This is a genomic window from Pseudomonas sp. RIT-PI-o (genome assembly GCF_001297215.1).
Classification (GTDB): Bacteria; Pseudomonadota; Gammaproteobacteria; order Pseudomonadales; family Pseudomonadaceae; genus Aquipseudomonas; species Aquipseudomonas moraviensis_A.
The window spans coordinates 98,705-123,578 of record NZ_LHPA01000018.1 but is presented as its reverse complement, the minus strand read 5'-3'; the positions used below and the strand labels follow the sequence as shown (position 1 = coordinate 123,578).

General features: G+C 58.4%; 24 protein-coding genes. 12 read left to right on the top strand and 12 right to left on the bottom strand.

The genetic code is table 11. From position 1 onward, the window contains the following. Nucleotides 1-8: 8 nt before the first annotated feature. Both AEQ63_RS28750 and AEQ63_RS08355 read right to left on the bottom strand, forming a co-directional pair. Complete coding sequence (locus AEQ63_RS28750; RefSeq protein ID WP_177330591.1) at nucleotides 9-173, bottom strand: hypothetical protein; 165 nt, start codon at nucleotides 171-173, stop codon at nucleotides 9-11. A gap of 34 nt (nucleotides 174-207) precedes the next feature. Next, nucleotides 208-510, bottom strand: a complete 303-nt coding sequence (locus AEQ63_RS08355; RefSeq protein ID WP_007912251.1) for a DUF1883 domain-containing protein — start codon at nucleotides 508-510, stop codon at nucleotides 208-210. A 211-nt stretch (nucleotides 511-721) separates the two neighbouring features. Here AEQ63_RS08355 and AEQ63_RS08350 point away from each other — a divergent pair, with 211 nt between their 5' ends. Together AEQ63_RS08350 and AEQ63_RS08345 are read left to right on the top strand one after the other, a co-directional pair. Then, nucleotides 722-1,078, top strand: a complete 357-nt coding sequence (locus tag AEQ63_RS08350; RefSeq protein ID WP_042606850.1) for a hypothetical protein — start codon at nucleotides 722-724, stop codon at nucleotides 1,076-1,078. 72 nt (nucleotides 1,079-1,150) lie between these two features. Then, nucleotides 1,151-1,381, top strand: coding sequence for a hypothetical protein (locus AEQ63_RS08345; RefSeq protein ID WP_042606851.1), 231 nt, complete (start codon nucleotides 1,151-1,153; stop codon nucleotides 1,379-1,381). A 3-nt stretch (nucleotides 1,382-1,384) separates the two neighbouring features. Here the strand turns inward: AEQ63_RS08345 and AEQ63_RS08340 are convergent, their stop codons facing one another. Together AEQ63_RS08340 and AEQ63_RS08335 are read right to left on the bottom strand one after the other, a co-directional pair. Next, nucleotides 1,385-1,672 carry a hypothetical protein gene (locus tag AEQ63_RS08340; protein WP_042606852.1) on the bottom strand — a complete coding sequence of 96 codons (288 nt, stop codon included), beginning with the start codon at nucleotides 1,670-1,672 and terminating at the stop codon, nucleotides 1,385-1,387. A gap of 140 nt (nucleotides 1,673-1,812) precedes the next feature. Next, on the bottom strand, nucleotides 1,813-1,998 hold the full coding sequence (locus tag AEQ63_RS08335) for a hypothetical protein (protein ID WP_016774922.1): 186 nt from the start codon (nucleotides 1,996-1,998) through the stop codon (nucleotides 1,813-1,815). 258 nt (nucleotides 1,999-2,256) lie between these two features. Here AEQ63_RS08335 and galU point away from each other — a divergent pair, with 258 nt between their 5' ends. Continuing rightward, entirely contained in the window at nucleotides 2,257-3,096 is an 840-nt protein-coding gene (gene galU / locus AEQ63_RS08330) for a UTP--glucose-1-phosphate uridylyltransferase GalU (RefSeq protein ID WP_024013124.1), read from the top strand. Between the two features lie 129 nt (nucleotides 3,097-3,225). Next, a complete protein-coding gene (gene gorA / locus AEQ63_RS08325) occupies nucleotides 3,226-4,584 on the top strand; it encodes a glutathione-disulfide reductase (RefSeq protein ID WP_064362753.1) in 1,359 nt (452 codons plus the stop codon). Here the strand turns inward: gorA and AEQ63_RS08320 are convergent. Then, nucleotides 4,581-5,597, bottom strand: coding sequence for a DNA-binding protein (locus AEQ63_RS08320; protein ID WP_064362750.1), 1,017 nt, complete (start codon nucleotides 5,595-5,597; stop codon nucleotides 4,581-4,583). The two genes, gorA and AEQ63_RS08320, sit on opposite strands and share 4 nt — an antisense overlap. A gap of 177 nt (nucleotides 5,598-5,774) precedes the next feature. Here AEQ63_RS08320 and AEQ63_RS08315 point away from each other — a divergent pair, with 177 nt between their 5' ends. From AEQ63_RS08315 to ahpF, 3 genes are all read left to right on the top strand, one after another. Then, nucleotides 5,775-6,713, top strand: coding sequence for a site-specific integrase (locus tag AEQ63_RS08315; RefSeq protein ID WP_064362749.1), 939 nt, complete (start codon nucleotides 5,775-5,777; stop codon nucleotides 6,711-6,713). Between the two features lie 138 nt (nucleotides 6,714-6,851). Further along, complete coding sequence (gene ahpC / locus AEQ63_RS08310) at nucleotides 6,852-7,415, top strand: alkyl hydroperoxide reductase subunit C (protein ID WP_016774916.1); 564 nt, start codon at nucleotides 6,852-6,854, stop codon at nucleotides 7,413-7,415. 124 nt (nucleotides 7,416-7,539) lie between these two features. Then, nucleotides 7,540-9,102, top strand: a complete 1,563-nt coding sequence (gene ahpF, locus AEQ63_RS08305; RefSeq protein ID WP_064362747.1) for an alkyl hydroperoxide reductase subunit F — start codon at nucleotides 7,540-7,542, stop codon at nucleotides 9,100-9,102. A gap of 252 nt (nucleotides 9,103-9,354) precedes the next feature. On the opposite strand, the gene gloA is transcribed toward ahpF, so the two are convergent. Beyond that, nucleotides 9,355-9,876 (bottom strand): lactoylglutathione lyase, encoded by a 522-nt coding sequence (gloA, locus tag AEQ63_RS08300; RefSeq protein WP_039762746.1) that lies wholly within the window; start codon nucleotides 9,874-9,876, stop codon nucleotides 9,355-9,357. A gap of 137 nt (nucleotides 9,877-10,013) precedes the next feature. On the opposite strand from gloA, the gene AEQ63_RS08295 reads away from it, so the two are divergent. Further along, nucleotides 10,014-10,532, top strand: a complete 519-nt coding sequence (locus AEQ63_RS08295) for a DUF4946 domain-containing protein (RefSeq protein WP_064362745.1) — start codon at nucleotides 10,014-10,016, stop codon at nucleotides 10,530-10,532. Between the two features lie 215 nt (nucleotides 10,533-10,747). Here AEQ63_RS08295 and AEQ63_RS08290 read toward each other — a convergent pair whose 3' ends face one another. After that, nucleotides 10,748-11,113, bottom strand: a complete 366-nt coding sequence (locus AEQ63_RS08290; RefSeq protein WP_042606858.1) for a histone-like nucleoid-structuring protein, MvaT/MvaU family — start codon at nucleotides 11,111-11,113, stop codon at nucleotides 10,748-10,750. Nucleotides 11,114-11,340: 227 nt separating this feature from the next. Further along, nucleotides 11,341-12,876, bottom strand: a complete 1,536-nt coding sequence (locus tag AEQ63_RS08285; RefSeq protein ID WP_064362744.1) for an EAL domain-containing protein — start codon at nucleotides 12,874-12,876, stop codon at nucleotides 11,341-11,343. Nucleotides 12,877-13,227: 351 nt separating this feature from the next. Between AEQ63_RS08285 and hppD the strand changes: the two genes are divergently transcribed. Next, nucleotides 13,228-14,304: a 4-hydroxyphenylpyruvate dioxygenase gene (hppD, locus tag AEQ63_RS08280; RefSeq protein ID WP_016774910.1), complete on the top strand. Its 1,077-nt coding sequence runs from the start codon at nucleotides 13,228-13,230 to the stop codon at nucleotides 14,302-14,304. 144 nt (nucleotides 14,305-14,448) lie between these two features. Here hppD and rarD read toward each other — a convergent pair whose 3' ends face one another. The 4 genes from rarD to AEQ63_RS08260 all read right to left on the bottom strand — a co-directional run bounded on the left by rarD (nucleotide 14,449) and on the right by AEQ63_RS08260 (nucleotide 20,278). Further along, nucleotides 14,449-15,330, bottom strand: a complete 882-nt coding sequence (rarD, locus tag AEQ63_RS08275) for an EamA family transporter RarD (protein ID WP_064362742.1) — start codon at nucleotides 15,328-15,330, stop codon at nucleotides 14,449-14,451. Between the two features lie 179 nt (nucleotides 15,331-15,509). Further along, nucleotides 15,510-17,621 (bottom strand): acyltransferase family protein, encoded by a 2,112-nt coding sequence (locus tag AEQ63_RS08270; protein WP_064362740.1) that lies wholly within the window; start codon nucleotides 17,619-17,621, stop codon nucleotides 15,510-15,512. A 154-nt stretch (nucleotides 17,622-17,775) separates the two neighbouring features. Further along, nucleotides 17,776-18,789 (bottom strand): aldo/keto reductase, encoded by a 1,014-nt coding sequence (locus tag AEQ63_RS08265; RefSeq protein WP_064362739.1) that lies wholly within the window; start codon nucleotides 18,787-18,789, stop codon nucleotides 17,776-17,778. Between the two features lie 178 nt (nucleotides 18,790-18,967). Further along, nucleotides 18,968-20,278 carry an MFS transporter gene (locus AEQ63_RS08260; protein ID WP_064362736.1) on the bottom strand — a complete coding sequence of 437 codons (1,311 nt, stop codon included), beginning with the start codon at nucleotides 20,276-20,278 and terminating at the stop codon, nucleotides 18,968-18,970. 171 nt (nucleotides 20,279-20,449) lie between these two features. Here AEQ63_RS08260 and AEQ63_RS08255 point away from each other — a divergent pair, with 171 nt between their 5' ends. From AEQ63_RS08255 to AEQ63_RS08245, 3 genes are all read left to right on the top strand, one after another. Next, the gene (locus tag AEQ63_RS08255) at nucleotides 20,450-21,568 is read left to right on the top strand and encodes a sugar diacid recognition domain-containing protein (RefSeq protein WP_064362734.1); all 1,119 of its coding nucleotides are present in this window, start codon (nucleotides 20,450-20,452) and stop codon (nucleotides 21,566-21,568) included. A 199-nt stretch (nucleotides 21,569-21,767) separates the two neighbouring features. Continuing rightward, nucleotides 21,768-22,907 carry a glycerate kinase gene (locus AEQ63_RS08250; RefSeq protein WP_064362732.1) on the top strand — a complete coding sequence of 380 codons (1,140 nt, stop codon included), beginning with the start codon at nucleotides 21,768-21,770 and terminating at the stop codon, nucleotides 22,905-22,907. 304 nt (nucleotides 22,908-23,211) lie between these two features. Continuing rightward, nucleotides 23,212-24,837 carry a methyl-accepting chemotaxis protein gene (locus AEQ63_RS08245; protein ID WP_064362730.1) on the top strand — a complete coding sequence of 542 codons (1,626 nt, stop codon included), beginning with the start codon at nucleotides 23,212-23,214 and terminating at the stop codon, nucleotides 24,835-24,837. The last annotated feature ends 37 nt before the right edge of the window (nucleotides 24,838-24,874 follow it).

Genomic DNA, 24,874 nt, shown 5'->3' with positions numbered 1-24,874 from the left:
GGTGTCGGTTACAGCGCTTTGCTGACCTTGATGTCACTGAGCTCTTCATCAGCGTGCATTTTTTTCAGCGCCGCTTTCGCTTCCTCGTCAGTGCCGTTTTCGAGTTCTGCGAAGTCGAAACGCTGCTCGCCGTCCAGTTTGTACTTGATCACATATTTGGTTGTTTGCGCCACGGTGGTGGTTTCCTTTCAGAATAGGCTGCGCGTCTCAGCTCAGTTTGGTGCTGGAGCGACGGATGATCTTGATCGAATGGGTCAGCGTCGGCTTGCGCGTCACGCTGATTGCGCGGCGATTGACGGTGTCGATGGTGATGTTCCAGAAGCCGGTGCTCGGCGCGGTGATGCGCGCCGGGAAGGTGTCGAACGCGCCGCCGTGATAGGTATGACGGCCGCCGTTTTTGAAGCTGCGGAAGTTGGCGTCGTTCATCAAACGGATGTTGCACATCTGCGAGCATTGAATGACGACGATGTCGTCTTCGTTGAGGTGCTCGCGCTGGTGAATGAATTTCATGGGCGCCTCCAGAAGGGCTTTTTCTACTAAATCAAAACGATAGCTTGTCGATGGACGCAGTTTATCAGCCCGCACGGGTTATTATCTGGCCGTCGGGCGATGCTTTGACAAATTTTGAACAGATATTCGCAATGGCATGCGGGTTAAATGCGCAAGGCCCCGGAGAAAAGCGGCATTCATGCTGTCGGACGGTCTTTAACGGAGGATTTATATGAAGTGGGGTGTGGCGTGTGTGCCGTTGATTCTGGCGATGGCCGGTTGTGCAAATGTTTCCGAAATCAATGAAACGCTGCCAACCATGAGCGTGATCTCCGGCAAAAAGCCTCAGGAGTACGCGCAGTGCCTGACCGACAAGCTTGCTGACAGCCGTGGCGCGCTGCAGGTCCAGCCGCAGAAGGATGGGGTTCGGGTGATCGTCCCGGGCAAACTGTCTTCAGGCCCGGCAGCGGTATTTGATATCGAAGATCGTGCTGGCGGCAGCAGCATCAAACTGCATGAGCGAATGTCGAATGTGCCGGTTCGCCCCCACGATGTGCAGAAAGCCGCGAACGCCTGTATTTCCGGCTGATAGACTACTGAACATCAGCATCCGATGCCGTCACAGTCCTGCTGTGACGGCATTGTCATTTTTGGAGTTGCGATGAAGCGAGAGCACGTGCGCGAGCGCCATGCAGAGGGCCTTGTCTCTGCCACCCATATCATCCAGAACCCGGCGAATCCCGGTGAATGGATCGTGTTTTTCAAGAAGAGTGCAGGGCGCAGCTACTTCCTGGTGGACGACAATGATGAAGTCGAGTCTTTCAGTCGGCTCGACGAGTTGATCGAGGTCGTCCGTGGCCTCGGGATCAAGTTCGCCGAAATCCACATGTAGCGACTATTTGCACACGACCACGACGTTGCGGGTCTTGTAATTGCCGACGTCGACGCCGAGGGTTTTATCATCTTCCTTTGGCGCCGGTGTGCCGTCGGTGCCGACGATGCGATAGCCGGTGCCTGCGCAAGAAGCGTCGGCTTTCTCGTAGCACATTGCCCAGGAGTTGGCTTCGCCGGAGCAATCGATGCTCAGGCCCTGTTCGCCATTGTTCAGATAGGTCGGCTGCGAGGTGGCACAGCCGCTCAGTACCAATGCCGCGAAGAGCGGCTGCAGTTTGTTCAGGTTCATGGTTGCGTGGTCTTCAAGTGGGGGACTGGAGGCTCTGACAGCGCCGCGATGAAAAGGTTATAGCGATTGGCCACTTGTTTGCCAACAAGGCACAAAAAAGCCCTGCGTGCTGGCAGGGCCTGGGGCGTGCGGCAACGGGATCAGTCCTGATCTTTGCCACGACGCTTGGATGATGCAGGCGTATCGGTGAATACCGAGGCCACATCCGTCGCCATCTGTTCACTGTCGAAAGGCCCGGCGATGTGTTCGCCATTGGTGGTGGTCAGCGTCCACTTGCCGTCTTTCTTGTCGATCACATACCCGTTGATGATTTTTACCGCGGCCATCTAGTCTGTCTCATTCGCTGGTTCAAAGGCGCCATGATAGCGGCAAATGCTCGCATTGGGAGCTGATAAGCGTATGGTGACCCCGATGCTCACGATCCTGGGCTACGCTGAATTCGCCGCTGAAAAACCTCGACGGAACTATCCGCGCGAATATTTCTCTATGTTGGCATCGGTTAGCCAGCGCGGGGCATTGTAAGGCGCACGCCGCCTGATTAGACTGCCTCGAAACTCGTACACACAGCCTTTTCAAGGACTTATATGATCAAGAAATGCTTGTTTCCAGCAGCCGGTTACGGCACTCGCTTCCTCCCAGCGACCAAAGCCATGCCTAAAGAAATGCTGCCGGTGGTAAACAAGCCACTGATCCAGTACGGCGTTGAAGAAGCACTGGACGCGGGCCTGACTGAAATCTCCATCGTTACCGGTCGTGGCAAGCGTGCTCTGGAAGACCACTTCGACATCAGCTACGAGCTGGAAAACCAGATCAAGGGCACCGACAAGGAAAAATACCTGGTCGGCATCCGCAAGCTGCTGGACGAGTGCTCGTTCTCCTACACCCGTCAGACCGAAATGAAGGGTCTGGGCCACGCGATCCTGACTGGCCGCCCGCTGATCGGTGACGAACCCTTCGCCGTGGTCCTGGCGGACGACCTGTGCGTAAACATTGACGGCGACGGCGTGCTGACCCAGATGGTCAAGCTGTACAAGCAGTTCCGCTGCTCGATCGTCGCCATCCAGGAAGTCGATCCGCAAGAAACCAACAAGTACGGTGTGATTGCTGGCGAAATGATCCGCGACGACATCTATCGCGTGCACAGCATGGTCGAGAAGCCGAAGCCGGAAGACGCGCCGTCGAACCTGGCGATCATCGGTCGTTACATCCTGACCCCGGACATCTTCGACCTGATCGAACAGACCGAGCCAGGCAAGGGCGGTGAAATCCAGATCACCGACGCCCTGATGAAGCAGGCCCAGAACGGCTGCGTCATGGCCTACAAGTTCAAGGGCAAGCGTTTCGACTGCGGTGGCGCTGAAGGCTACATCGACGCGACCAACTTCTGCTTCGAAAACTTCTACAAGACTGGCAAGGCCTACTAAAAGCTTTTGCCCCGTCTGCAAGATAAAGCCACCTTCGGGTGGCTTTTTCATTTTCCGTCCTTATATAAACGGCAGTGCTTGCCCAATGGATGACTGCGGGTATGCTGATGGCCTGCCGAGGAGATAGAAATGGCCTACGATTTTGACCTTTATGTGATTGGTGCCGGTTCCGGCGGTGTGCGGGCTGCGCGGTTTGCTGCCGGTTTCGGGGCGAAAGTGGCGGTGGCCGAGAGTCGTTATCTGGGCGGGACCTGCGTCAACGTCGGCTGCGTGCCGAAAAAGCTGCTGGTTTACGGCGCGCACTTTGCCGAGGACTTCGAGCAGGCGTCCGGTTTTGGCTGGAGCCTGGGCGAAGCGAACTTCGACTGGGCCACGCTGATCGCCAACAAGGATCGCGAGATCAATCGCCTCAACGGCATTTACCGCAATCTTCTGGTCAACAGTGGCGTGACCCTGCACGAAGCGCACGCCAAAATCGTCGGGCCGCACGAGGTCGAGGTCAATGGTGAGCACTTCACCGCGAAAAACATTCTGATCGCCACCGGCGGCTGGCCGCAGATCCCTGAGATCCCGGGGCATGACCACGCGATCGGTTCGAACGAGGCGTTCTTCCTCAAAGAGCTGCCCAAGCGTGTGCTGGTGGTGGGTGGCGGTTATATCGCCGTCGAGTTCGCCGGAATCTTCCACGGCCTCGGTGCCAACACGACGCTGTTGTATCGCGGCGATCTGTTCCTGCGTGGTTTCGACGGCTCGGTACGCAAGCATCTGCAGGAAGAGTTGACCAAGCGCGGTCTCGATCTGCAATTCAATGCCGACATCGCACGCATTGACAAGCAGGCCGACGGTAGCTTGAAAGCAACGCTCAAGGATGGTCGCGTACTCGAAGCCGATTGCGTGTTCTACGCCACCGGTCGGCGTCCGATGCTGGACAATCTTGGCCTGGAAAACACCGATGTGCAGCTCGACGACAAGGGCTTCATCAAAGTCGACGACGAGTATCAAACCACCGAGCCGTCAATTCTCGCGCTGGGCGATGTCATCGGTCGCGTGCAATTGACCCCGGTCGCACTGGCTGAAGGCATGGCCGTGGCTCGACGCTTGTTCAAGCCAGAGCAATATCGCCCGGTGGATTACAAGATGATCCCGACGGCGGTGTTCAGCCTGCCGAACATCGGCACGGTCGGTCTGAGCGAAGAGGAAGCGCGCGAATGCGGCCATGAGGTGGTGATTTTCGAAAGCCGCTTCCGGCCGATGAAGCTGACCCTGACTGACTGTCAGGAGAAAACCCTGATGAAACTGGTGGTCGACGCCAGGACTGACAAGGTGCTTGGCTGCCATATGGTCGGCCCGGACGCTGGCGAGATCGTGCAGGGCCTGGCGATTGCCTTGAAGGCCGGCGCGACCAAGCGCGACTTCGACGACACCATCGGGGTGCACCCGACGGCCGCCGAAGAGTTCGTCACCATGCGCACACCGGTCAGCGCTTAAACATCCTTCGCTTTGGCCGAATCTGGCGCTGCTGCAACGGCAGCCGCCAGACGCTGGCTGTCTTCCAGGCTTGCCTGAGCCTTGAGCAATTCCTTTTCCAGTGACTGATTGAGCTGCGTCTGCTCGTCGACGCTCTGTTTGAGCGCCTGGCTTTCCAGTGTCGCCACGCGTAGACGTTCCTGGAGCAGGGTGCGCTCGCTGTCCATGCGCGTGGCCTGCTCGAGCAATTGATCCTGACGCTGATTGCTCTGCTTGAGCTGGTCCTGCAGCAGGTTCAGCTCGCGCTGTGTGCCACGGTTCTCGGTGAGCAGGCGTTCGTTGTCGCGGTGCAGCTGAGTGATCTCATTCTGACGCACCAGCGCGCTCTGCTGAGCCTGGCGCAGTTCGGCCTGGATCTGCTGGATTTGCCCTTCATGGCGGGCCTGTTCCTGCTCGCGCTGTTCCTTGGTCGCATTGCGGTAATGCTCCAGCGCATCGCGGGCGTGCAGATGCTTTTCTTCCAGTGAGCGAATCTGCTCGTCCTTGTCCTGCAAGCGCAATTCAAAGTCGGCCAATGCCTGATTTAGGCCGGCGTTGCGCGTTTGTTCGGTTTGCAGCATCGAGCGGGTGCTGGTCAGCGCTTCGGATTCGCGTTGCAGCGCGGCGCCCTGAATATCGTGGTCGTGTTCGAGTTTTTCCAGCGCCTGGCGAGCCTGTTTCAGCTCGGCTTCCAGTGCTTCGCGTTGCTCTTCGAACTGCTCGCGGGCTTGCTCGATGGGCTCCTGCGCCTGTTCTTTCAGGCGTTGGGCAAGGCGCGAGACGAGGGTGGTCAACTCATCATCTATCGGTTCTGCCGAGGCTTCTGTCGGCTGGGCGCCATCGTCCAATTCTTTCAGGTAGCGATGGATCGTGGTTTTCGAGCCGGTGTTGCCCATTTCGATGCGTACTGCATCGATGCTCGGGTGTTCGCCGCGAGCCAGGATCGCTGTGCGAGCGATTTGCACCAGTGCTTTGGTAATGCCGCCACGGGCCATGTGAACTCCTACGGTTACGTACTGTGGTACATGCCACTAAAGTACGCAGTGTACCACGCTAAAAATGTAGGTAAATAATTGAAATAAAACAGGCGGGATATACTGGTATTACCCAGTGTCAGGCGGCAAAATGCGCATCTGCATGCCTGATCCAGTACGCCAGCGAGAAAACTGCCCATGACTGACATTGATCGCTATCTGCAAGCCGCCACCCGTGACAACACCCGCCGCAGCTATCGCATGGCCATCGAGCATTTCGAGGTGTCGTGGGGCGGTTTCCTGCCGGCCACCGCCGACAGCGTTGCGCGTTATCTGGTGGAGCACGCCGGCGTGTTGTCGATCAATACGCTGAAACTGCGTCTGTCGGCGCTGGCGCAGTGGCACAACAGCCAAGGGTTTGCCGACCCGACCAAGGCGCCAGTGGTGCGCAAGGTGTTCAAGGGGATTCGCGCCTTGCATCCAGCGCAGGAAAAACAGGCCGAGCCGTTGCAACTACAGGATCTGCAGCGAGTGATCGATTGGCTGGAGCACGAAGCGCAGACCGCCCGGCAAGAGCAGGACCGCCCGACATTGCTCAAGGCCCATCGTGATCGTGCGCTGATTCTGTTGGGTTTCTGGCGGGGCTTTCGCAGCGACGAGTTGTGCCGCTTGCAGGTCGAGCATGTGCAGGCGAGTGCCGGCAAGGGAATCACGTTGTATCTGCCGCGCAGTAAGGGTGATCGGGAAAATCTCGGACAGACCTGTCAAGCCCCGGCGTTGTTGAAGCTGTGCCCGGTGCAGGCTTATATCGACTGGATCACAGAGGCAGCACTGGTGCGCGGCGCGGTATTCCGCAGTATTGATCGCTGGGGCAATCTGAGCGAAGAGGGCCTGCACGCCAACAGCATCATTCCTCTGCTGCGCCAGGCCTTGCAGCGCGCCGGGATTGCCGCCGCCGGTTATACCAGTCACTCGTTGCGGCGCGGCTTTGCAACCTGGGCGCATCAAAGCGGTTGGGATCTGAAATCGCTGATGAGTTACGTCGGCTGGAAGGACATGAAATCTGCCATGCGCTATGTTGAGGTCAGCCCATTCCAGGGAATGGCTCGGATTATGGATAAGCCGGATCAACCATAGAGATCGTTTTCTTCTATTAATATAGTCAGCTAATAGCGAAAACAAATCAGCAGTATCAGGTTTGCCAATGAGCCTTCCGTCGAGTGAGTGGGGTAGGATTCACCCATCAACTTCATAACCCCTGACGGAGAGTCATCGATGCCTATCATCAACAGCCAAGTAAAACCGTTCAAAGCTACCGCGTTCAAAAACGGCGACTTCGTTCAAGTCTCGGATGCTGACTTGAAAGGCAAGTGGTCCGTAGTGTTCTTCTACCCAGCCGACTTCACCTTCGTGTGCCCGACCGAGCTGGAAGACCTGGCCGACAACTACGCTGAGTTCAAGAAGCTGGGAGTGGAAATCTACAGTGTTTCGACCGACACCCACTTTGCTCACGCTGCCTGGCACAACACTTCGCCAGCCATCGGCAAAATCGAATACACCATGATCGGCGACCCGACTCACGTCATCTCCCGCAACTTCGACGTGCTGATCGAAGAAGCTGGCCTGGCTGACCGTGGCACCTTCGTGATCAACCCTGAAGGCCAGATCAAAATCGTTGAATTGAACGATGGCGGCGTTGGCCGTGACGCTTCCGAGCTGCTGCGCAAGATCAAGGCTGCTCAGTACGTCGCTGCACACCCAGGCGAAGTTTGCCCGGCCAAGTGGAAAGAAGGCGAGGCCACTCTGGCTCCGTCCCTGGACCTGGTTGGCAAGATCTGAGTCTGTGACATGCAACACAGGGCGGTACGCCGCACCTTCTTAAGTTAGCTGCACCGCCCAATAAAAATGCCCGGGCGAGATTCGCTCGGGCTTTTTTTCGCCTCAAACAAAGGAAATCGCCCGTATGTTGGACGCCAATCTTAAAGCCCAGTTGAAATCGTACCTGGAACGGGTCACCCAACCGATCGAGATCGTTGCATCCCTCGACGACGGTGCGAAATCCCGTGAAATGCTTGACCTGCTGAAAGACGTTGCCAGTCTTTCGAGCCAGATTACCTTGATCGACAGCGGTGACGACGCGCGCAAGCCATCGTTCTCGATCAACCGCCCCGGAGCCGACATCAGCCTGCGTTTTGCCGGTATCCCGATGGGCCACGAATTCACTTCCCTGGTGTTGGCCCTGCTGCAAGTCGGCGGCCACCCGTCGAAGGCCAGCGTTGAAGTGATCGAGCAGATCCGCTCGCTCAAAGGCGAGTTCAGCTTCGAGACGTATTTCTCGCTGTCTTGCCAGAATTGCCCGGACGTCGTCCAGGCGTTGAACCTGATGGCCGTGCTCAACCCGAACATCCGCCACGTCGCCATCGACGGCGCGTTGTTCCAGGACGAAGTCAACGATCGCAAGATCATGGCTGTGCCGAGCATCTACCTGAACGGCGAAAACTTCGGCCAGGGCCGCATGGGTCTGGAAGAAATCCTCGCCAAACTCGACACCGGCGCCATCGTGCGTCAGGCCGAGAAGATCAGCGCCAAGGAAGCCTTTGATGTACTGGTCGTCGGCGGGGGCCCGGCCGGCGCTTCGGCCGCGATCTATGCCGCACGCAAAGGCATCCGCACCGGCGTCGCTGCTGAGCGCTTCGGCGGTCAGGTGCTGGACACCATGGCCATCGAAAACTTCATTTCCGTACAGGAAACCGAAGGCCCGAAACTGGCCACGGCGCTGGAAGAACACGTCAAGCAATACGACGTCGACATCATGAACCTGCAACGTGCCGACAAGCTGATCCCGGGCAAGAATGGCGAGCTGCACGAAGTCCGCTTCGCCAGCGGTGCAACCCTCAAAGCCAAGAGCGTAATCCTCGCGACCGGCGCACGCTGGCGCGAAATGAACGTCCCGGGCGAGCAGGAATACCGCAACAAAGGTGTGGCGTACTGCCCGCACTGCGACGGCCCGCTGTTCAAGGGCAAGCGCGTGGCAGTGATCGGCGGCGGTAACTCCGGCGTTGAAGCAGCCATCGATCTGGCCGGTATCGTCTCGCACGTCACGCTGCTGGAGTTCGACGTGCAACTGCGCGCCGACGCCGTATTGCAACGCAAACTGCACAGCCTGCCGAACGTCACCGTGATCACCAGTGCGCAAACCACTGAAGTTACCGGCAACGGCGAGAAGGTCAACGGCCTGCGCTACAAGGATCGCAGCACTGATGAGCTGCGCACGGTCGAACTGGAAGGCATCTTCGTGCAGATCGGTCTGCTGCCCAACACCGATTGGCTGAAGGGCACCATCGAGCTGTCGCCGCGTGGCGAAATCATTGTCGATAACCGTGGCGAGACTTCGATCCCGGGGATCTTCGCAGCCGGTGATGTGACGACTGTGCCTTACAAGCAGATCGTGATTGCGGTAGGCGAGGGCGCCAAGGCTTCGCTGAGTGCGTTCGATCACTTGATCCGGACTTCGGCACCGGGGTAATCGTCAGGGCTGAAATGAAAAAACCCATGAGCGATCATGGGTTTTTTTATGCGCGCGTAAAGCTGCCCCTCACCCCAGCCCTCTCCCGAGGGAGAGGGAGCCGACCGAGGTGTCTGAACTCATCCATCGACCTGAGAGCGCCGGTCGATTATGGATTCACCGCCAATCATTCAAGTCGGCGTAATTCTCCAGCATCCCGCAATCTGTCCCCTCTCCCTCTGGGAGAGGGCTAGGGTGAGGGGCTTTCAGCTTTTACAGCGGCGCAGGCTGAATGATTTCAACCCAGTAACCATCCGGATCCTTGATGAACGCCAGGCTCTTCATGCGGCCATCGGTCAAGCGCTTCTGGAAATCGCAACCCAGTTCTTCAAAACGTGCACATGCCGCGACGATATCCGGCACCGAAATGCAGATGTGGCCGAAGCCGCGCGGGTCGGTGTTGCCGTTGTGATAGGCGAAGTCGGCATCGTTTTCGGTGCCGTGGTTGTGGGTCAGTTCGAGAATGCCCGGGATCGATTTCATCCACTCGGTGCGTGCAGCGGCGTCAGCCGGGATCTGTGCTTTGTCGACCAGCGCGAGAAAGTACAGGCTGAACTCGGCCTCCGGGAAATCACGTTTCTCGACCAGCGAAAAACCCAGCACGCGGGTGTAGAAATCCAGCGACTTGGTGATGTCCTTGACGCGCAGCATGGTGTGGTTGAACACGAAGTTGCGGGTTGCGCTGTCTGGCGTGGCAGTCACGCCGGGAAAAGTGTTCAGTTCGTTGAGGCTCATGGGCCCTCCAATAACAATGGGCAAGTGTATGGGCGCAATGATACGCATGCCGGCCGGCATCGCCAAATGCAAGGCGGGCTTGTCCTGCGCGAAGGCGGGGCTCAGACTTTGCCTTCTACCTGCGAGTGCGTCCGGCAATGATCCGACTGTTCAAATCCGTGTTTGTTTTTTTTGTCTTGTCGTCGACCGTGGTTTTTCCGGCGGTGGCCGAACCAGCCATCACCTGGCCGGCAGGCTGGGAAGTTGAAGCCTTGCCGGACACCGCAGCGCCGGTCTCGCGACAAAGGGCGGTGAAGCACGATGCCGATGGTAACCAGGTGATGGTGATGGAGTTGACCATGAGCCAGGTGGAGGCGGGGCATCAGGTCAATTTGCAGGGTGTGCTGCTGGAGATGCGCAAATCCATTCAGAAGGATTTTTTCCGCAGTGGTTATCAAAGCGTGTGCAACAGGATTCATCCCGCAGCACTGGGTTCATTGACCGGGCTGGAGACGACCTGCACGGTAACCGAAAATGGCCGGCACGTATTATCACAAACGTTGGTGGCAGCTGTGCAATCGGACAAGGCTTATGTACTTTCATACGCCGGCCAGGCAGCGGTTTATAAGGCGAGCGAGGACGAAATAGTGGCTGCTCGCAACAGCCTGAAACTATAGACGTTCGTACTAAGTCGCTGAAATTTGAATACCGGAAAGGATTAAGCACAAAGTTTTATCAGGTTCTCACGGCAACATCGCGCAGCAGAATGTTTAAGCGACTGACTCACTAACGTTACACAAAATTCTAACTTATTTGATGAAAATCATTTCATTTGTTAGATATTGTCAATAAAAAAGCCCTGCATCGAGCAGGGCTTTTTGCCGGCGTCAGATTAACCGCGCAACCAGGAATCAACGGTGGATGCACCGTACTGTTCTTTCCAGGCTTTCAGGCCGCGATGATTGCCGCCCTTGGTTTCGATCAGTTCGCCAGTGTGTGGGTTCTGGTAAACCTTGACCACGCGAGCGCGGCGGGTCTTGGGCGCTGCAGGCGCTTGCAGGCCGGACTTTGCCGGGTTCGGATCGAGAATGGCGATGATGTCTTTCAAGCCTTTGCCGTAGCTTTTCATCAGTCCCTGGAGCTTCTCTTCGAATTCGATTTCTTTCTTGAGCCCGGCATCGTTCTTCAGCGATTCCAGCTGTTTGAGCTGTTCCTGAAGGGCCTTTTCAGCTGCACGAAATTCAGCGAGTCTGGACAATATCTTTACTCCAATAGTGTGTTTGGCTGATACCAACCGCAAACAAAGCTATAAGCCAAGAGCCTTGAAGCGACTCGGTGATAAATGGCTCACCTGCCAATCCGGCTGAGGTTGAAAAAATTGTAGTAGTTAATGCGACAAGAGTAAATCCTGATGTTGTCGTCATGTAACAACAATGATTTTTTGTATCAAATTGGTGCGCCTGTTCGGCAGGATGGTCGGTGGAGTTAATGGTGAGTTAATGCGTCGATGAAATCTGCGGCTGGCATTGGTTTAGCGTAAAAATAACCCTGCAGAAAGTTAACGTGATGTTCGGTCAGGTAATCGGCCTGGGCCTGGGTTTCGACACCTTCGGCAACAATACCCAGCTCCAGCTTGGCCGCAAGCTCAATGATGGAATCGAGTATGTGCCGCGATAAGGCATCGATGCCGACCATAGCCACGAAACTCTGGTCGATCTTGAGAAAGTCGACATTGAAAGTACGCAGGTAACCGAGACTGGAGTGGCCGGTGCCGAAGTCGTCGATCGCGATTTTTACGCCCAACGCACGCAACTGCTCAAACAGCTGCAATGTGATGTCGGTCGGCTCGATCAGCTCGCGCTCCGTCAGTTCCAGTATGAGTTGCACGCTACCCGGCGCGAATGCAGAAAGGAGCTCGCGACAATCTTCCACCAGTTCCAGGTCCCGGCAATGGCTGGCGGTGATGTTGATCCCCAGGTGAAACGGCTTGGCGAAGGTCGCCGCGTGAGGCCCTAGCAGCAGGGCTGTCTGCTGCATCAGGGCGCGGGTCATGGGTACGATCAGGCCCGAGTGTTCGGCAAACGGGATAAACAGATCCGGACGCACCAGCCCTTCTTTCGGGTGGTTCCAGCGCATCAATACTTCGGCGCCTGACCATTGCTGGCTGTCGCCGTTAACCACGGGCTGGAAGTATGGAATGAATTCACCGGCTTCCAGCGCACGGAGCATTTCGTGACTGGGTGAGCTCGAGCGTTTTTGTACGAAGTGTCCGATCGCGCCGGAGACCACGCCGAAAAAGATCAGCAGGCTGAACAGTGGCGGATACTCAGCCGCCATGTATCGCCAGGTTTCGCCTTGAGGGAAACCCGCCGTAACTCTGAAACCATATTGCCGGGACTCCAGCATGCTCTGCGCGACCGGCAAGGTCGGCAGCGACCCCTGATGCACTTTGCCGTCGGCGGACAACCAGTTATCGCCCACTTGCAGCATCAGCAATGTCTGGCGACCGATCAGGCGCAGAATATTGCTCAGGTGATAACCATCGAGCGTGGTCAGCGCGCCGCCGCGACCGTCGCTGAGGCGATAGACCAGCAGCGCCGTATCGGGTGTCACAGGGTTACCATTCATCAACCACAGCCGGCCCTGATGATAATCCCCGGCATTCACGGCTTCCTCGAACTGACCGAACAGCGAGCTGCAATAAAGATTGTTATCCCAGACCAGATTGGTCGAGCGCACGAATGGCCGGCGGGTCACTTGTTCGCGCAGGGCCAGCTTCACCTCTTCGCAGTTTTTTCCGGCAAGCGGAAGCAAAGCCCGGGCGGCTTCTGCGGTGTTATCGAGCATCAGGTCGAACTGGCGCAACGCTTGTTCGGCAGTTTCCCCGGCGCTTTGCTGCAGCGTGCGTTCTGCCTGCATATAGAGGATCACACTGCCCAGCGCGATGGGCAGCAAACCGCTGAGCAGCGTTACTGCGATGCGGGTGCTGCGTTTGCGGCGGGGTCTGCGGGTCAACGGCATGGGCACATCCTGTGGCATGGAAGTCGGGCCCGGTAAACAATTGAGCCAGAGGGGAGAATAGATGGCAGATGGCTCTTGTACAGTAGGCAAAAAAGCGGATTCTAAAGGGAGGGCAGACAAGCCAGGTTACGCTGTGTAGAATCGGGTTACGCATACAATAATAATCGTCTTCTGGCAGCAGAAGCCTCGCCCACAAGAGCCTTGGGTCGACAATGAAGATATTCGGGTTTCAACTGATCTACGGAGACTTCCTCGCCCGCAGCGTGCGTGGCATCTCCTGTGCGCCTCCCTCTGCCTCACGTTCCTGACAAATAACCCTGGTTAATTGATAAGAAATGATGAGGCGTCACCATGGCAGATTTATACGAAAACCCAATGGGCCTGATGGGCTTCGAGTTCATCGAGTTCGCAGCGCCGACTCCTGGCACGCTTGAGCCGATCTTCGAGATCATGGGCTTCACCAAGGTCGCGACCCACCGTTCCAAGAACGTGCACCTGTATCGTCAGGGCGCGATCAACCTGATCCTCAACAACGAACCCAACAGCGTCGCCTCGTACTTCGCTGCCGAACACGGCCCGTCCGTTTGCGGCATGGCGTTCCGCGTCAAGGATTCGCAGAAAGCCTACAGCCGTGCACTGGAACTCGGCGCTCAGCCGATCCATATCGAAACCGGTCCGATGGAGCTCAATCTGCCAGCGATCAAAGGCATCGGCGGCGCGCCGCTGTACCTGATCGACCGTTTCGGCGAAGGCAGCTCGATCTACGACATCGACTTCGTGTTTATCGAAGGCGTTGATCGCAACCCGGTCGGCGCCGGCCTGAAGATCATCGACCACCTGACCCACAACGTTTATCGCGGGCGTATGGCCTACTGGGCGAACTTCTACGAGAAGCTGTTCAACTTCCGCGAGATCCGTTACTTCGACATCAAGGGCGAGTACACCGGCCTGACCTCGAAAGCCATGACCGCACCGGACGGCATGATCCGCATCCCGTTGAACGAAGAGTCGTCCAAAGGCGCCGGGCAGATCGAAGAGTTCCTGATGCAGTTCAACGGCGAGGGCATCCAGCACGTTGCCTTCCTCACTGACGACCTGATCAAGACCTGGGATCAGTTGAAGAAGATTGGCATGCGCTTCATGACTGCGCCGCCGGACACTTACTACGAAATGCTTGAAGGACGTCTGCCGAATCACGGCGAGCCGGTCGATCAGCTGCAATCGCGCGGCATTCTGCTCGACGGTGCGTCGGAGCAGGGCGACAAGCGTCTGCTGTTGCAGATCTTCTCGGAGACCCTGATGGGCCCGGTGTTCTTCGAGTTCATCCAGCGTAAAGGTGACGATGGTTTCGGCGAAGGCAACTTCAAGGCATTGTTCGAATCGATCGAGCGTGACCAGGTGCGTCGTGGTGTGCTGACCACTGAGTAATCCGCACCTGAAATGAAAAATCCCGGCCTGCAGAGATGCAGGGCCGGGATTTTTTTCAGGATCAAAGATCGCAGCCTTCGGCAGCTCCTAGAGGAAAAACGCATTCCAAATGCAGGAGCTGCCGAAGGCGGCGATCTTTTGCTTTCAGGAGCGGCGTTGGCGGGTCAAATGCTTGAAGCCCTCGAAAACCAGCACCACCACCGCCAGCCAGATCGGGATGTAAGTCAGCCATTCGCCCGGCTTGATGCTTTCCCCAAGCAACAACGCCACTGCAAGCAACAACACCGGCTCAACATAACTCAACAAGCCAAACAGACTGAAAGGCAGCAGGCGGCTGGCAATGATGTACACCACCAGCGCGGAAGCACTGATCAGGCCGAGCAGCGGAATCAGCCACATCAGGCCCGGATACTGATCGAGTACTCCCAGACCTTGTTCGCCGCCCTGCACAAACCAGTAAGCAATCGGCAGCATCAACGTCATGTCGACCCACAGGCCGCCAAGATTGTCGGTTTTCAGGTATTTGCGCAGGACGAAGTACAGCGGATAGCCGACCACGACGACCAGCGTCGCCCAGGAAAATCCACCGACCTGATACAGCTCGTTCACCACGCCGAGGCAGGCAAAGAACACTGCGATTTTTTGCAGGTAAGACAGGCTTTCGCCGTAGGTAATCCGCCCGGTCAGCACCATTGCCAGTGGCAGCAGGAAATAACCCAGCGATACATCGAGGCTGTAGCCATTGAGCGGCGCCCACATGAACAGCCATAGCTGGACGCCAAGCAGCGCCGACGAAACAAGCAGCCCGGCAATCAGTTTCGGCCTGGCCGCCATCAACCGGATCAGCTCCAGTACCCGACGCCATTCCCCGGACACCAGCATGAACAAGGTCATGCACGGCACGGTCAGGAGCATCCGCCAGCCGAAAATTTCCACGCCGCTCAGAGGCGTAAGCAGCGACGTGTAGTAATACATGACGGCAAACAGCACCGAGGCTGACACTGATAAAGCGATACCTTTAGACAAACTGTCCTCGCGTGTTGAGGGTTGAACGGGTGCGCAGGATACGGGTTTTTCGTGGCGAATATTGAGCAAGTGCTCATTATTTCAAACGCAAAGCAGGCGCGCGGGCGCCGGACCTGTTGGCAGATTCAGCATAGTTGGCGAATCTGCCTTGGCGAGCTCTGGTTGGTTAGCGCCCGTTATCAATCAGCCTTCAACGGATTGCCGAAGCGTTTGAGGTACAGCTCCCCAAACTTGTACGAGGCGTAATCGGACACATGACCGATGTCGCGGTACACCGGCACGTCATCGACCGTGGTCATGCAGGTGCCGTCTTTGCATTGCACGGTTTTTGGATCAAGCACCATCAATTGTGGATAGTCCGTCTGCAGTTCGGTGAACAGCTTCGCCATGAACGGATCCTCCAGGCCTGACCATGGCACGGCAGCACACAGACGGCTCTGTTCAGCGCTGCCCATCATCCCGCGCAGCTTGACCTTTCGGAGCAGGCACTCGTTGATTCTCGCGGGCATGGGCAGGGTATTCATCAGCAGGATCGGCCGCGCACCGGATTTGACGATGATGTCCAGCGCCTCTCGAAGCGCCATCCCCAGTCGTTGCTGCGACAACGCCAGGCTGCGCGGGTCATCGAGTTTCGTGACGATGGAATCGGTGAGGTAAGCCTCCCAGAACTGGCCGATGATCACGTACTGAAAACGATTGCTGGCGATGAGGTCGTAGTAGCGTTGCGCCGCGGCGTGACATTTCTCATACAGCGCATTTTTGGCTTTGTACCAGTTGTAGAGATAAATCCGGGGCAGTGCGAGGCAGGCGGGATATCCCTGCGCCAGCACCGACAGCCCAGCATCCTTGGCGAGTGTTTCGACAAAGCCCCAATAGTGGTTCGAGTAAGAATCGCCGATCAGCATCACCTGCGGTTTCGCCTGCGTCGCGCCCATGATGCAGCCCGGATTGGTGCCATCACTGGCGCCCAGGCAATCCTCACGGTTGAGCGGTACGTAGGCTTTCAACGTACTGAACATGGCGACCGAGTCTTCACCAAACCGGTTAGGCCAGCCCTCATGGTTTCTACCCGCCGCGTGCAGCAGCGACAGGCAGATCGCGGGCAGTACCATCATCAACAGCAGGGTTTTGGCGAAACCGGCTCGCGCCTTGCGAAAGCGGTTTTCAACAAGCACAAACGACAGGTAACCGATCACGAACGTGGCGATGAAGTACACGACCGTCACGCTTGGCGTCAGCGCGATGCCCAGATAAGCGAGCACCGCGAGAATCGGCCAGTGCCACAGATACAGCGAGTAGGAGAGGGTGCCGATAAATACCAACGGTTTGAATGCCAGGGCATTCGAGGTGATGCTGACGTCACCGATACCGCGAAACAGCAGCACCGCGGTGGCAATGCACACCGCGACAGCATGGGGACCGGGGAAGCCACCGAGGATGTCATCCTGAATCGCACAGTAGAAAATTGTTGCCAGTGCAAGCGCGCAAACCAGAGAAGCGCTCAAACGGCCCAGGCGAAATCTGTCCGAGCTGAAAATGACCGCACACGAGCCGATCATCAATTCAAAGATTCGCGCGGTGAAGAAGTAGTAGTTCAGGTCGGGATAGGCCCGAGACAGGTATAGCGCGAGCGCCGTGGCGGCCACAGTCAAACCCAGTACGACGACTTTGAACGCTTTTCCCGGCACATAGCGATCAAGCAGCCAGATGCCCAATGGCAGTAGCAGGTACCACTGCCATTCAATGGCCAGCGACCAGGTGTGCAACAGCGGCAGACTCGCCGCGTCGGGCGTCGCATAACCCGTAGTCACTTTGGAAAAGTACTGATTGGAGATGAGCAGCGAGGTGTATTTCCCGCTTTTCAGAAAGTCGATGTAGTCATCGGGCAAATACAGCAGCGTGCTGACGACTAACGTCACTACCAGCAATGCAATGACTGCCGGTTGCAGGCGCCAGATTCGCCGGGTGTAGAACCCTGTGAAGCTGAACGTGCGGTTCTCCAGCGCTTTCATGATGATCGAGGTGGTCAGATATCCCGAAACCACGAAGAAGATGTCCACGCCGATAAAGCCCGACGGAAACAGCGTCAGGCCGCCGTGGAAGACGAGAACGAGCAGAACTGCGATTGCCCGCAGCCCGTCGATGTCCGCACGGTATTCAAGGGCGGCAATCCGCGGGTTGGCGCTGGTTGGCGGCGCAGAAGGGGAGGTGTCGTATGCCTTTTTGTTATCGAACGCTTTGAACATCGCGCGCAGAGGCTTACAGGCAAACTCGAGAGGCCGATTGAACATTGACTATCCTGGCTGACTTTTCGAGCGAGCAACCGTAGGTCGTGGCTGCTGAAGCTCGGTTCCATAAAGCGGCCGAGTATATAGGTTTTGTTACAAAGGCCTTGTTTCGTTTCCACCGGCCAGCCCTCTCTTTCGGGAGAGGACCGGGGCAATGTCAGGACTGAATCGGTTTGCGTCCTGAAACAAAATGGCTCACATCGTTGAAACCCGGTGTCGAGGCATGCCCTGGAGTCACCAGCGAATCAATGAACGCCTCGTCTTCGGCGGTGATCTGCACCGCCTGCGCCAGCGTGTAGGCGTCCCACTGCTGTTCAGTGCGTGGACCGACGATCGCCGAGGTCACCGCGCGGTTGTTCAACACCCAGGCAATCGCGAACTCGACCATGCCGACGCCGCGTTGCTCGGTGTATTGCTGAATCTGCTGGGCAATGCGCAGCGACTCCACGCGCCATTCGGTTTCCAGAATGCGCTTGTCCTGACGCCCGGCGCGGCTGTTGGCGTCTGGGGTCACATCGGGTGCGTACTTGCCGCTGAGCACGCCACGGGCCAGCGGGCTGTAAGGCACCACACCGAGGCCGTAGGTTTGCGCAGCGGTGATCTGCTCGGTCTCGGCCTGGCGGTTGACGATGTTGTACAGCGGCTGGCTGATTACCGGCCGATCCACGCCCAGTTTGTCGGCAATGCGAATCACCTCGGCAATCCGCCAGCCTCGGTAATTCGACAAGCCCCAATAACGAATCTTGCCCTGGCGAATCAGGTCGCCAATCGCCGACACGCTGACTTCAAGCGGGGTATTGTGGTCTTCGCGGTGCAGGTAATAGATATCGACGTAGTCAGTTCCCAGCCGCGTGAGGCTGGCTTCAAGCCCGTTGAAGATGTGTTTGCGGCTCAGACCGCTGCGGTTCGGCACACCGTCCACTGGGCCGAAACCGACCTTGGTGGCCAGTACCCATTCATGCCGATGCCGGGCAATCGCCTCCCCGACGATCTCTTCGGAACGGCCGTTGGTGTAGACGTCGGCGGTGTCGATGAAATTGATGCCCTGATCCCATGCCTTGTCGATGATGCGCAGCGAATCTTCCGTGCTGGTCTGTTCGCCGAACATCATCGTGCCGAGGGTGAGGGTAGAGACCTGCAAGCCCGAGTGGCCCAGTGTGCGGAAGCTCATGCCGAAATCCTTTTGTCGGTGGGAAGGGGTTAATCAAATACCAGAAGCGTCAGAGCCCGCAAAGTGAATTATTGCACCGGTTAAACGCAAAAGATCGCAGCCTTCGGCAGCTCCTACAGGGAACGCATTCCAGAGAAGGAGCTGCCGATGGCTGCGATCTTTTGATCTGCGCGTCTGATTAGGCCCGCAACGCCCGCGTCATCCGCAACGCCAGCAGACTCCCGCCGACAATCACCGCCGCCAGCACATACAACGCCGCATCCGTCGAACCGGTGCTGTCCTTGACCCAACCGACCAGGTACGGACTGAGGAACCCCGCCATCTGCCCCATCGAGTTGATCAACGCCAGGCCACCGGCCGCCGCACCCGCGCTCAACATGGCCGTTGGTACTGGCCAGAACATCGGCAGGCCGGTCAGCGCTCCCATCGTCGCAATGGTCAGGCCGAGAATCGCAATCGCCGGATTCGCTGCAAAATTCACTGCAATCACCAGCCCGACCGCCCCCATCAGCATCGGTACCACCAAATGCCAGCGACGCTCCTTGCGCAAGTCTGCCGAACGCCCGACCACCAGCATGAACACTGCCGCCAGCAGATACGGAATCGCACTCAGCCAGCCGATCACCAGGTTATCGCTGAAGCCGAGGTTCTTGATGATCGAAGGCAGCCAGAAGTTGATCGCGTAGACGCCGCTCTGGATGCAGAAGTAGATGAGGCCGAACGCCCAGATCGCCGGGTTCTTGAACACCGCGAGCAGCGAGTCGGTGGCGGTTTTCGGTTTGTTGGCGAGGTCTTCGGCGTGGTCGGCTTCGAGCACCGAACGTTCGTGGGCGGTCAGCCATTTGGCGTTGGCGAAACTGTCGCTCAACAGGAAATAGGCCAGCGCGCCGAGGATCACGGTCGGAATGCCTTGCAGCAGAAACATCCATTGCCAGCCGGCCAGGCCACCCTGGCCAGCGGCGAAGTGGTTGAGGATCCACCCGGAAAACGGGCTTCCGAGCAAACCTGAGACCGGAATTGCCGACATGAACAGCGCCATGATCCGCCCACGGCGGAAGGTCGGGAACCACTGCGAGAGATACAGCACGACGCCCGGGAAGAAACCGGCTTCAGCCGCACCGGTGAAGAAGCGCAGGGTGTAGAACTCGGTGGGTGTGGTGACGAACAACAGGCAAGTCGACAGCGTGCCCCAGGTGATCATCATCAGCGCAATCCAGCGCCGTGGGCCGAAACGGGTCAGTGCCAGGTTGCTCGGCACGCCGCACAGCACGTATCCGATGAAGAAAATCCCGGCGCCGAGGCCGTACACGGTTTCGCTGAACTTCAGTGCATCGAGCATCTGCAACTTGGCGAAACCAACGTTGACCCGGTCGAGGTAGTTGAACAGGTAGCAGATGAAAATGAAGGGAATCAAACGCAGGGTGATGCGTTTGTAGACGGCGTTTTTACCGTCTTCGATGGTCTGGGTAGCTGCGGCGCTCTGCGACATAGCGGCTCTCTCTTTATTATGATTTTTTGCGATGCAAAGGGTAACGTTGATCGCCCTGAGAGTCTCGGCCACCTTTGGCCGGATTGTCTTTGTGCCTGAGCACAGGGTTTGTCGCCAGACCCTGTGCGGCTGAACAACCGCTTGTGCCTGAAATGAAGGATTGTCGCCGCTATGTTCGAACTCGATCACGACCTTGCCCAGGACATCGTCGACCGGGCCATGGCCATTTTGCCGTACAACGTCAACGTCATGGACAGTCAGGGCCTGATCCTCGGCAGCGGCGAACCGGAGCGGATCAACACCCGTCATGAAGGCGCGCAACTGGTGCTGGCCAACGGGCGTGTAGTGGAAATCGATGCGCAGACGGCGGTGCATCTCAAAGGCGTGCAGCCGGGGATCCATCTGCCGCTGCTGCTCGACCAGCGCCTGATCGGCGTGCTCGGCATCACCGGCGAGCCGGAACAATTGCGCACTTACGCCGAACTGGTGCGCATGACCGCCGAAATGCTCGTCGGCCAGCGCAATCAGCAGGCCGAGCAGCAGTGGCGGCGGCAGCGTTGTGATGATCTGCTGGCGCTGTTGTTGAGCGAGGCGGGGGATTCGCCGCGTCTGGTCGACGAGGCGCAGCAGCTCGGGCTGAAACCACAATTGACGCGGGTGCCCTATCTGTTCGAGCTGGGCCTCGAACACGGCCCCGGGCAAACCGTCGAGGCGTTGAGCGCATGGCTGATATCGCGTTATCCCGACAGTTGGTGCGTGAGTTCGGCGAAGTCGTCGCTGCTCTGGTGTCGCCCGGCGAGCCAGCACGTCGAGCATGATCGCCTGCTGGAAAAACTCGACGGCCTTGGCTGGAAGATTCTGCGTATCGCCGTCGGCGGGCAGGCGGATGGTCTGGCCGGGTTGCGTCGCTGCTATCGACGAGTCGGCGATTTGCTTGCTTATGGACGTGATGTGCTGCCGAATTCGAGGCTGCTGACGCTCAATCGTTACCGCTTGCCGGTCATGCTGTGGCGCCATCGCAACGATGATGCGCTGGACGAGTTGCTCAAGCCGCTGCGCAAGGTCATTGCCAAGGACAGCAACGGCCAGTTGCTCGCGACCTTGCGCAGTTGGTGCGAGCACGATGGTCAGAGTCAGGCATGTGCCGATGCCTTGGGGATTCATCGCAACAGTTTGCGTTATCGGATGGAGCGGATTGCCGAGTTGAGCGGGGCTGATCCGTTGAAGCTGGACGGGATGCTGGCGTTGTATCTTGGGGTGCAGCTACTGCCGCAGACAGATCCGGGTTAATTGGGCGACTTCAAAGACGCCATCGCGAGCAGAATGCATTCCCCTGTAGGAGTGAGCCTGCTCGCGATGGCGGCGGTACATTCACCGCAGAGCCTTTTGTGAAAATGAACAACAATCACCTCCAGCCCTTGTGCACCCGACCGGCGTCAACGCTCGCGACCGCTGGCAGCATGAACGCCACTGCAACCGGAGAATTCCCATGAAGATCGTCATCGCCCCCGACTCGTTCAAGGACAGCCTGAGTGCCCAAGGCGTTGCCGAAGCCATCGCCCGCGGATTGGCTCAGGTCTGGCCGCAGGCGACACTGATCAAGTGCCCGATGGCGGATGGCGGCGAAGGGACGGTCGAGTCGATTCTCGCGGCCTGCGAAGGCGAACTGCGCCGCACCCGCGTGCGCGGCCCGTTGGGTACGCCGGTCGACGCGGCGTGGGGCTGGTTGCCGCACAGTCACACGGCAATCATCGAAATGGCCGAGGCCAGCGGCCTGCAATTGGTGTTGCCGGGACAGCGCGATGCCTGCATCAGCAGCACCTTCGGCACCGGCGAATTGATTCGTGCTGCGCTGGATGCGGGGGCGCAACGGGTGATTCTGGCGATTGGCGGCAGCGCGACCAACGACGGCGGGGCCGGGGCGATGCAGGCCTTGGGCGTGAAGTGGCTGGATGCGCAGGATCAGCCGCTGGTGCCCGGTGGGCTGGCCTTGGCGCAATTGGCGAAGCTGGACTTGAGCGAAGTCGATCCGCGTCTCGCGCAGGTACGTTTCGACATCGCCGCCGATGTGAACAATCCGCTCTGCGGCCCGCAGGGTGCCTCGGCCATTTTCGGCCCGCAGAAGGGCGCGTCGCCTGCGCAGGTCGAGCAACTGGATCAGGCGCTGGGGCACTTCGCCGAACTCTGCGCGCAGGCGTTGGGCAAGGATGTGCGCGATGAGCCGGGCAGCGGCGCGGCGGGTGGCCTGGGGTTTGCGGCCAAGGCTTTTCTCGGCGCGCAGTTTCAGGCGGGCGTCGAGGTGGTGGCGGAATTGGTCGGGCTTGCTGAGGCGGTCAATGGCGCCGATCTGGTGATCACCGGGGAAGGTCGGTTCGACGCGCAGACCCTGCGCGGCAAGACGCCGTTCGGTGTTGCGCGGATAGCCAGACAGCATGCCGTGCCGGTGATTGTGATTGCCGGAACCTTGGGCGAGGGCTATCAGGAACTCTATCAACATGGCATCGACGCCGCGTTCGCCGTGACCAGCGGGCCGATGACTCTGGAACAGGCCTGCGCCGAAGCCCCACGGCTGCTGAGTGAGCGTGCCACCGATATTGCTCGGGTCTGGCAACTCGCCACCCAACGCTGATCGGCTTGCCTATGTAGGAGCTGTCGAGTGCAACGAGGCTGCGATCTTTTCACTTTTAAAAGCAGGATCAAAAGATCGCAGCCTCTTTGCACTCGACAGCTCCTACCAAAGGCAGCGGAGCTGGGTTGATTGTTGTGACGTTCCGAAAAATATTTGCTGCGAACCCGAAACCTTCCTCAAGCCTGGCCGATACAACGGTCAGGCGCGCACAAAACCATAACCCAGTGACGCCGGACTGCCGCCCGCCAAGGGCCAGTGCTCACGGCATGGACGCTCGCAGTTTCTTTCTATCGAGAGTCCGACCATGTCCCTGCGTAACCTCAATATCGCGCCCCGTGCGTTCCTCGGTTTTGCCTTTATCGCCTTGCTGGTGATCGTCCTCGGCGTGTTCGCCGTCAGCCGCATGACGGTCATTCGTCAGGCGTCGATCGATATGGACACCAACCAATTGCCCAGCGTGACCCACCTCAGCGTGGTCACGGAAAACGTCCTGCGCATGCGCATTCTCTCGTTCCGTGTGCTGGTCAATCGCGAACCGGCCAGCTTGCAAGAAGCAGAAACCCGCATCGCTGTGCTGGTCGACAAGGTGCGCAAAGCCCAGGCCAGCTACGCCGCGCTGCCGGCAGGCGCTGACGAGCGCGCGGTCTTCCAGACGTTTTCGACCACCCTCGATAACTACCTGCAAGCGCAGAACCGCATGCTTGAGCTGTCGCGCCAAGGCGATCTGGAAGCGATGCGTGCATTGATCAACACGCGCATCAAGGAAGGCACCGATCAAATGGGCGAGCAGCTCAACAAATTGATCGGCATGAATACGGCCGGGGCCAGAGCGGCGGCCATCCAGGCCGGTGAGAACTATGACAGCGCCATCACCGGGATCATCATCGTTGCCGTGATCGCCGCGCTGGCCACCGTGCTGCTCGCCTGGTTGCTGACCCGTAGCATCGTCACGCCGCTCAACCGCGCAGTGCTCGCCGCGCAGACAATTGCCGGCGGCAACCTGAGCAAAGCCATCGAAGTCGACGGCAAGGATGAACCGGCGCGTCTGCTCGAAGCCTTGGCCGCGATGCAGACCAACCTGCGCAAAACCATCGAACAGATTGCCGGCTCTGCCACGCAACTGGGCGCCGCTGCCGAGGAGCTCAGTGCCGTCACCGAAGAAGCTTCCCGTGGCTTGCAGCAGCAGAATAATGAAATCGAACAAGCCGCCACTGCCGTCAACGAGATGACCGCTGCGGTGGAAGAAGTCGCGCGCAACGCCGTGTCGACTTCCGAGGCCTCCAACCAGTCGACCCACGCCGCCCGCGAAGGGCGCGATCAAGTGGTGAAAACCGTCGACGCGATCCAGACCATGACCCACGACGTGCAGAACACCGCGCAGATGATCGAAGGTCTCGCCGCGCAAGGTCGCGACATTGGCAAAGTGCTGGACGTGATTCGCGCCATCGCCGAGCAGACCAACCTGTTGGCACTCAACGCGGCCATCGAAGCGGCCCGTGCCGGGGAAGCCGGGCGTGGCTTCGCCGTGGTGGCGGACGAGGTACGGGCACTGGCCCATCGCACCGCGCAGTCGACTCAGGAAATCGAAAAAATGGTCGCCGGCATCCAGAACGGCACGGGTGAAGCGGTCTCGTCGATGCAGCAAAGCAATCAGCGCACCCAGTCCACCCTGGAAATGGCCCGCGCCGCCGGTGTGGCGCTGGAGCAGATCACCCAGTCGATTCATCAGATCAACGAACGCAATCTGGTGATTGCCAGTGCCTCGGAAGAACAGGCGCAAGTCTCGCGCGAGGTCGACCGCAACCTGGTCAACATCCGCGATCTGGCCACTCAATCGGCCGCCGGCGCCAACCAGACCAGCGCCGCGACCCATGAACTGTCACGACTGGCGGTGGATTTGAACGCTATGGTGGCGCGTTTTGTGATTTGAGAAATACGGAATTGCCTGAAGTGGGCTGAAACAGTTT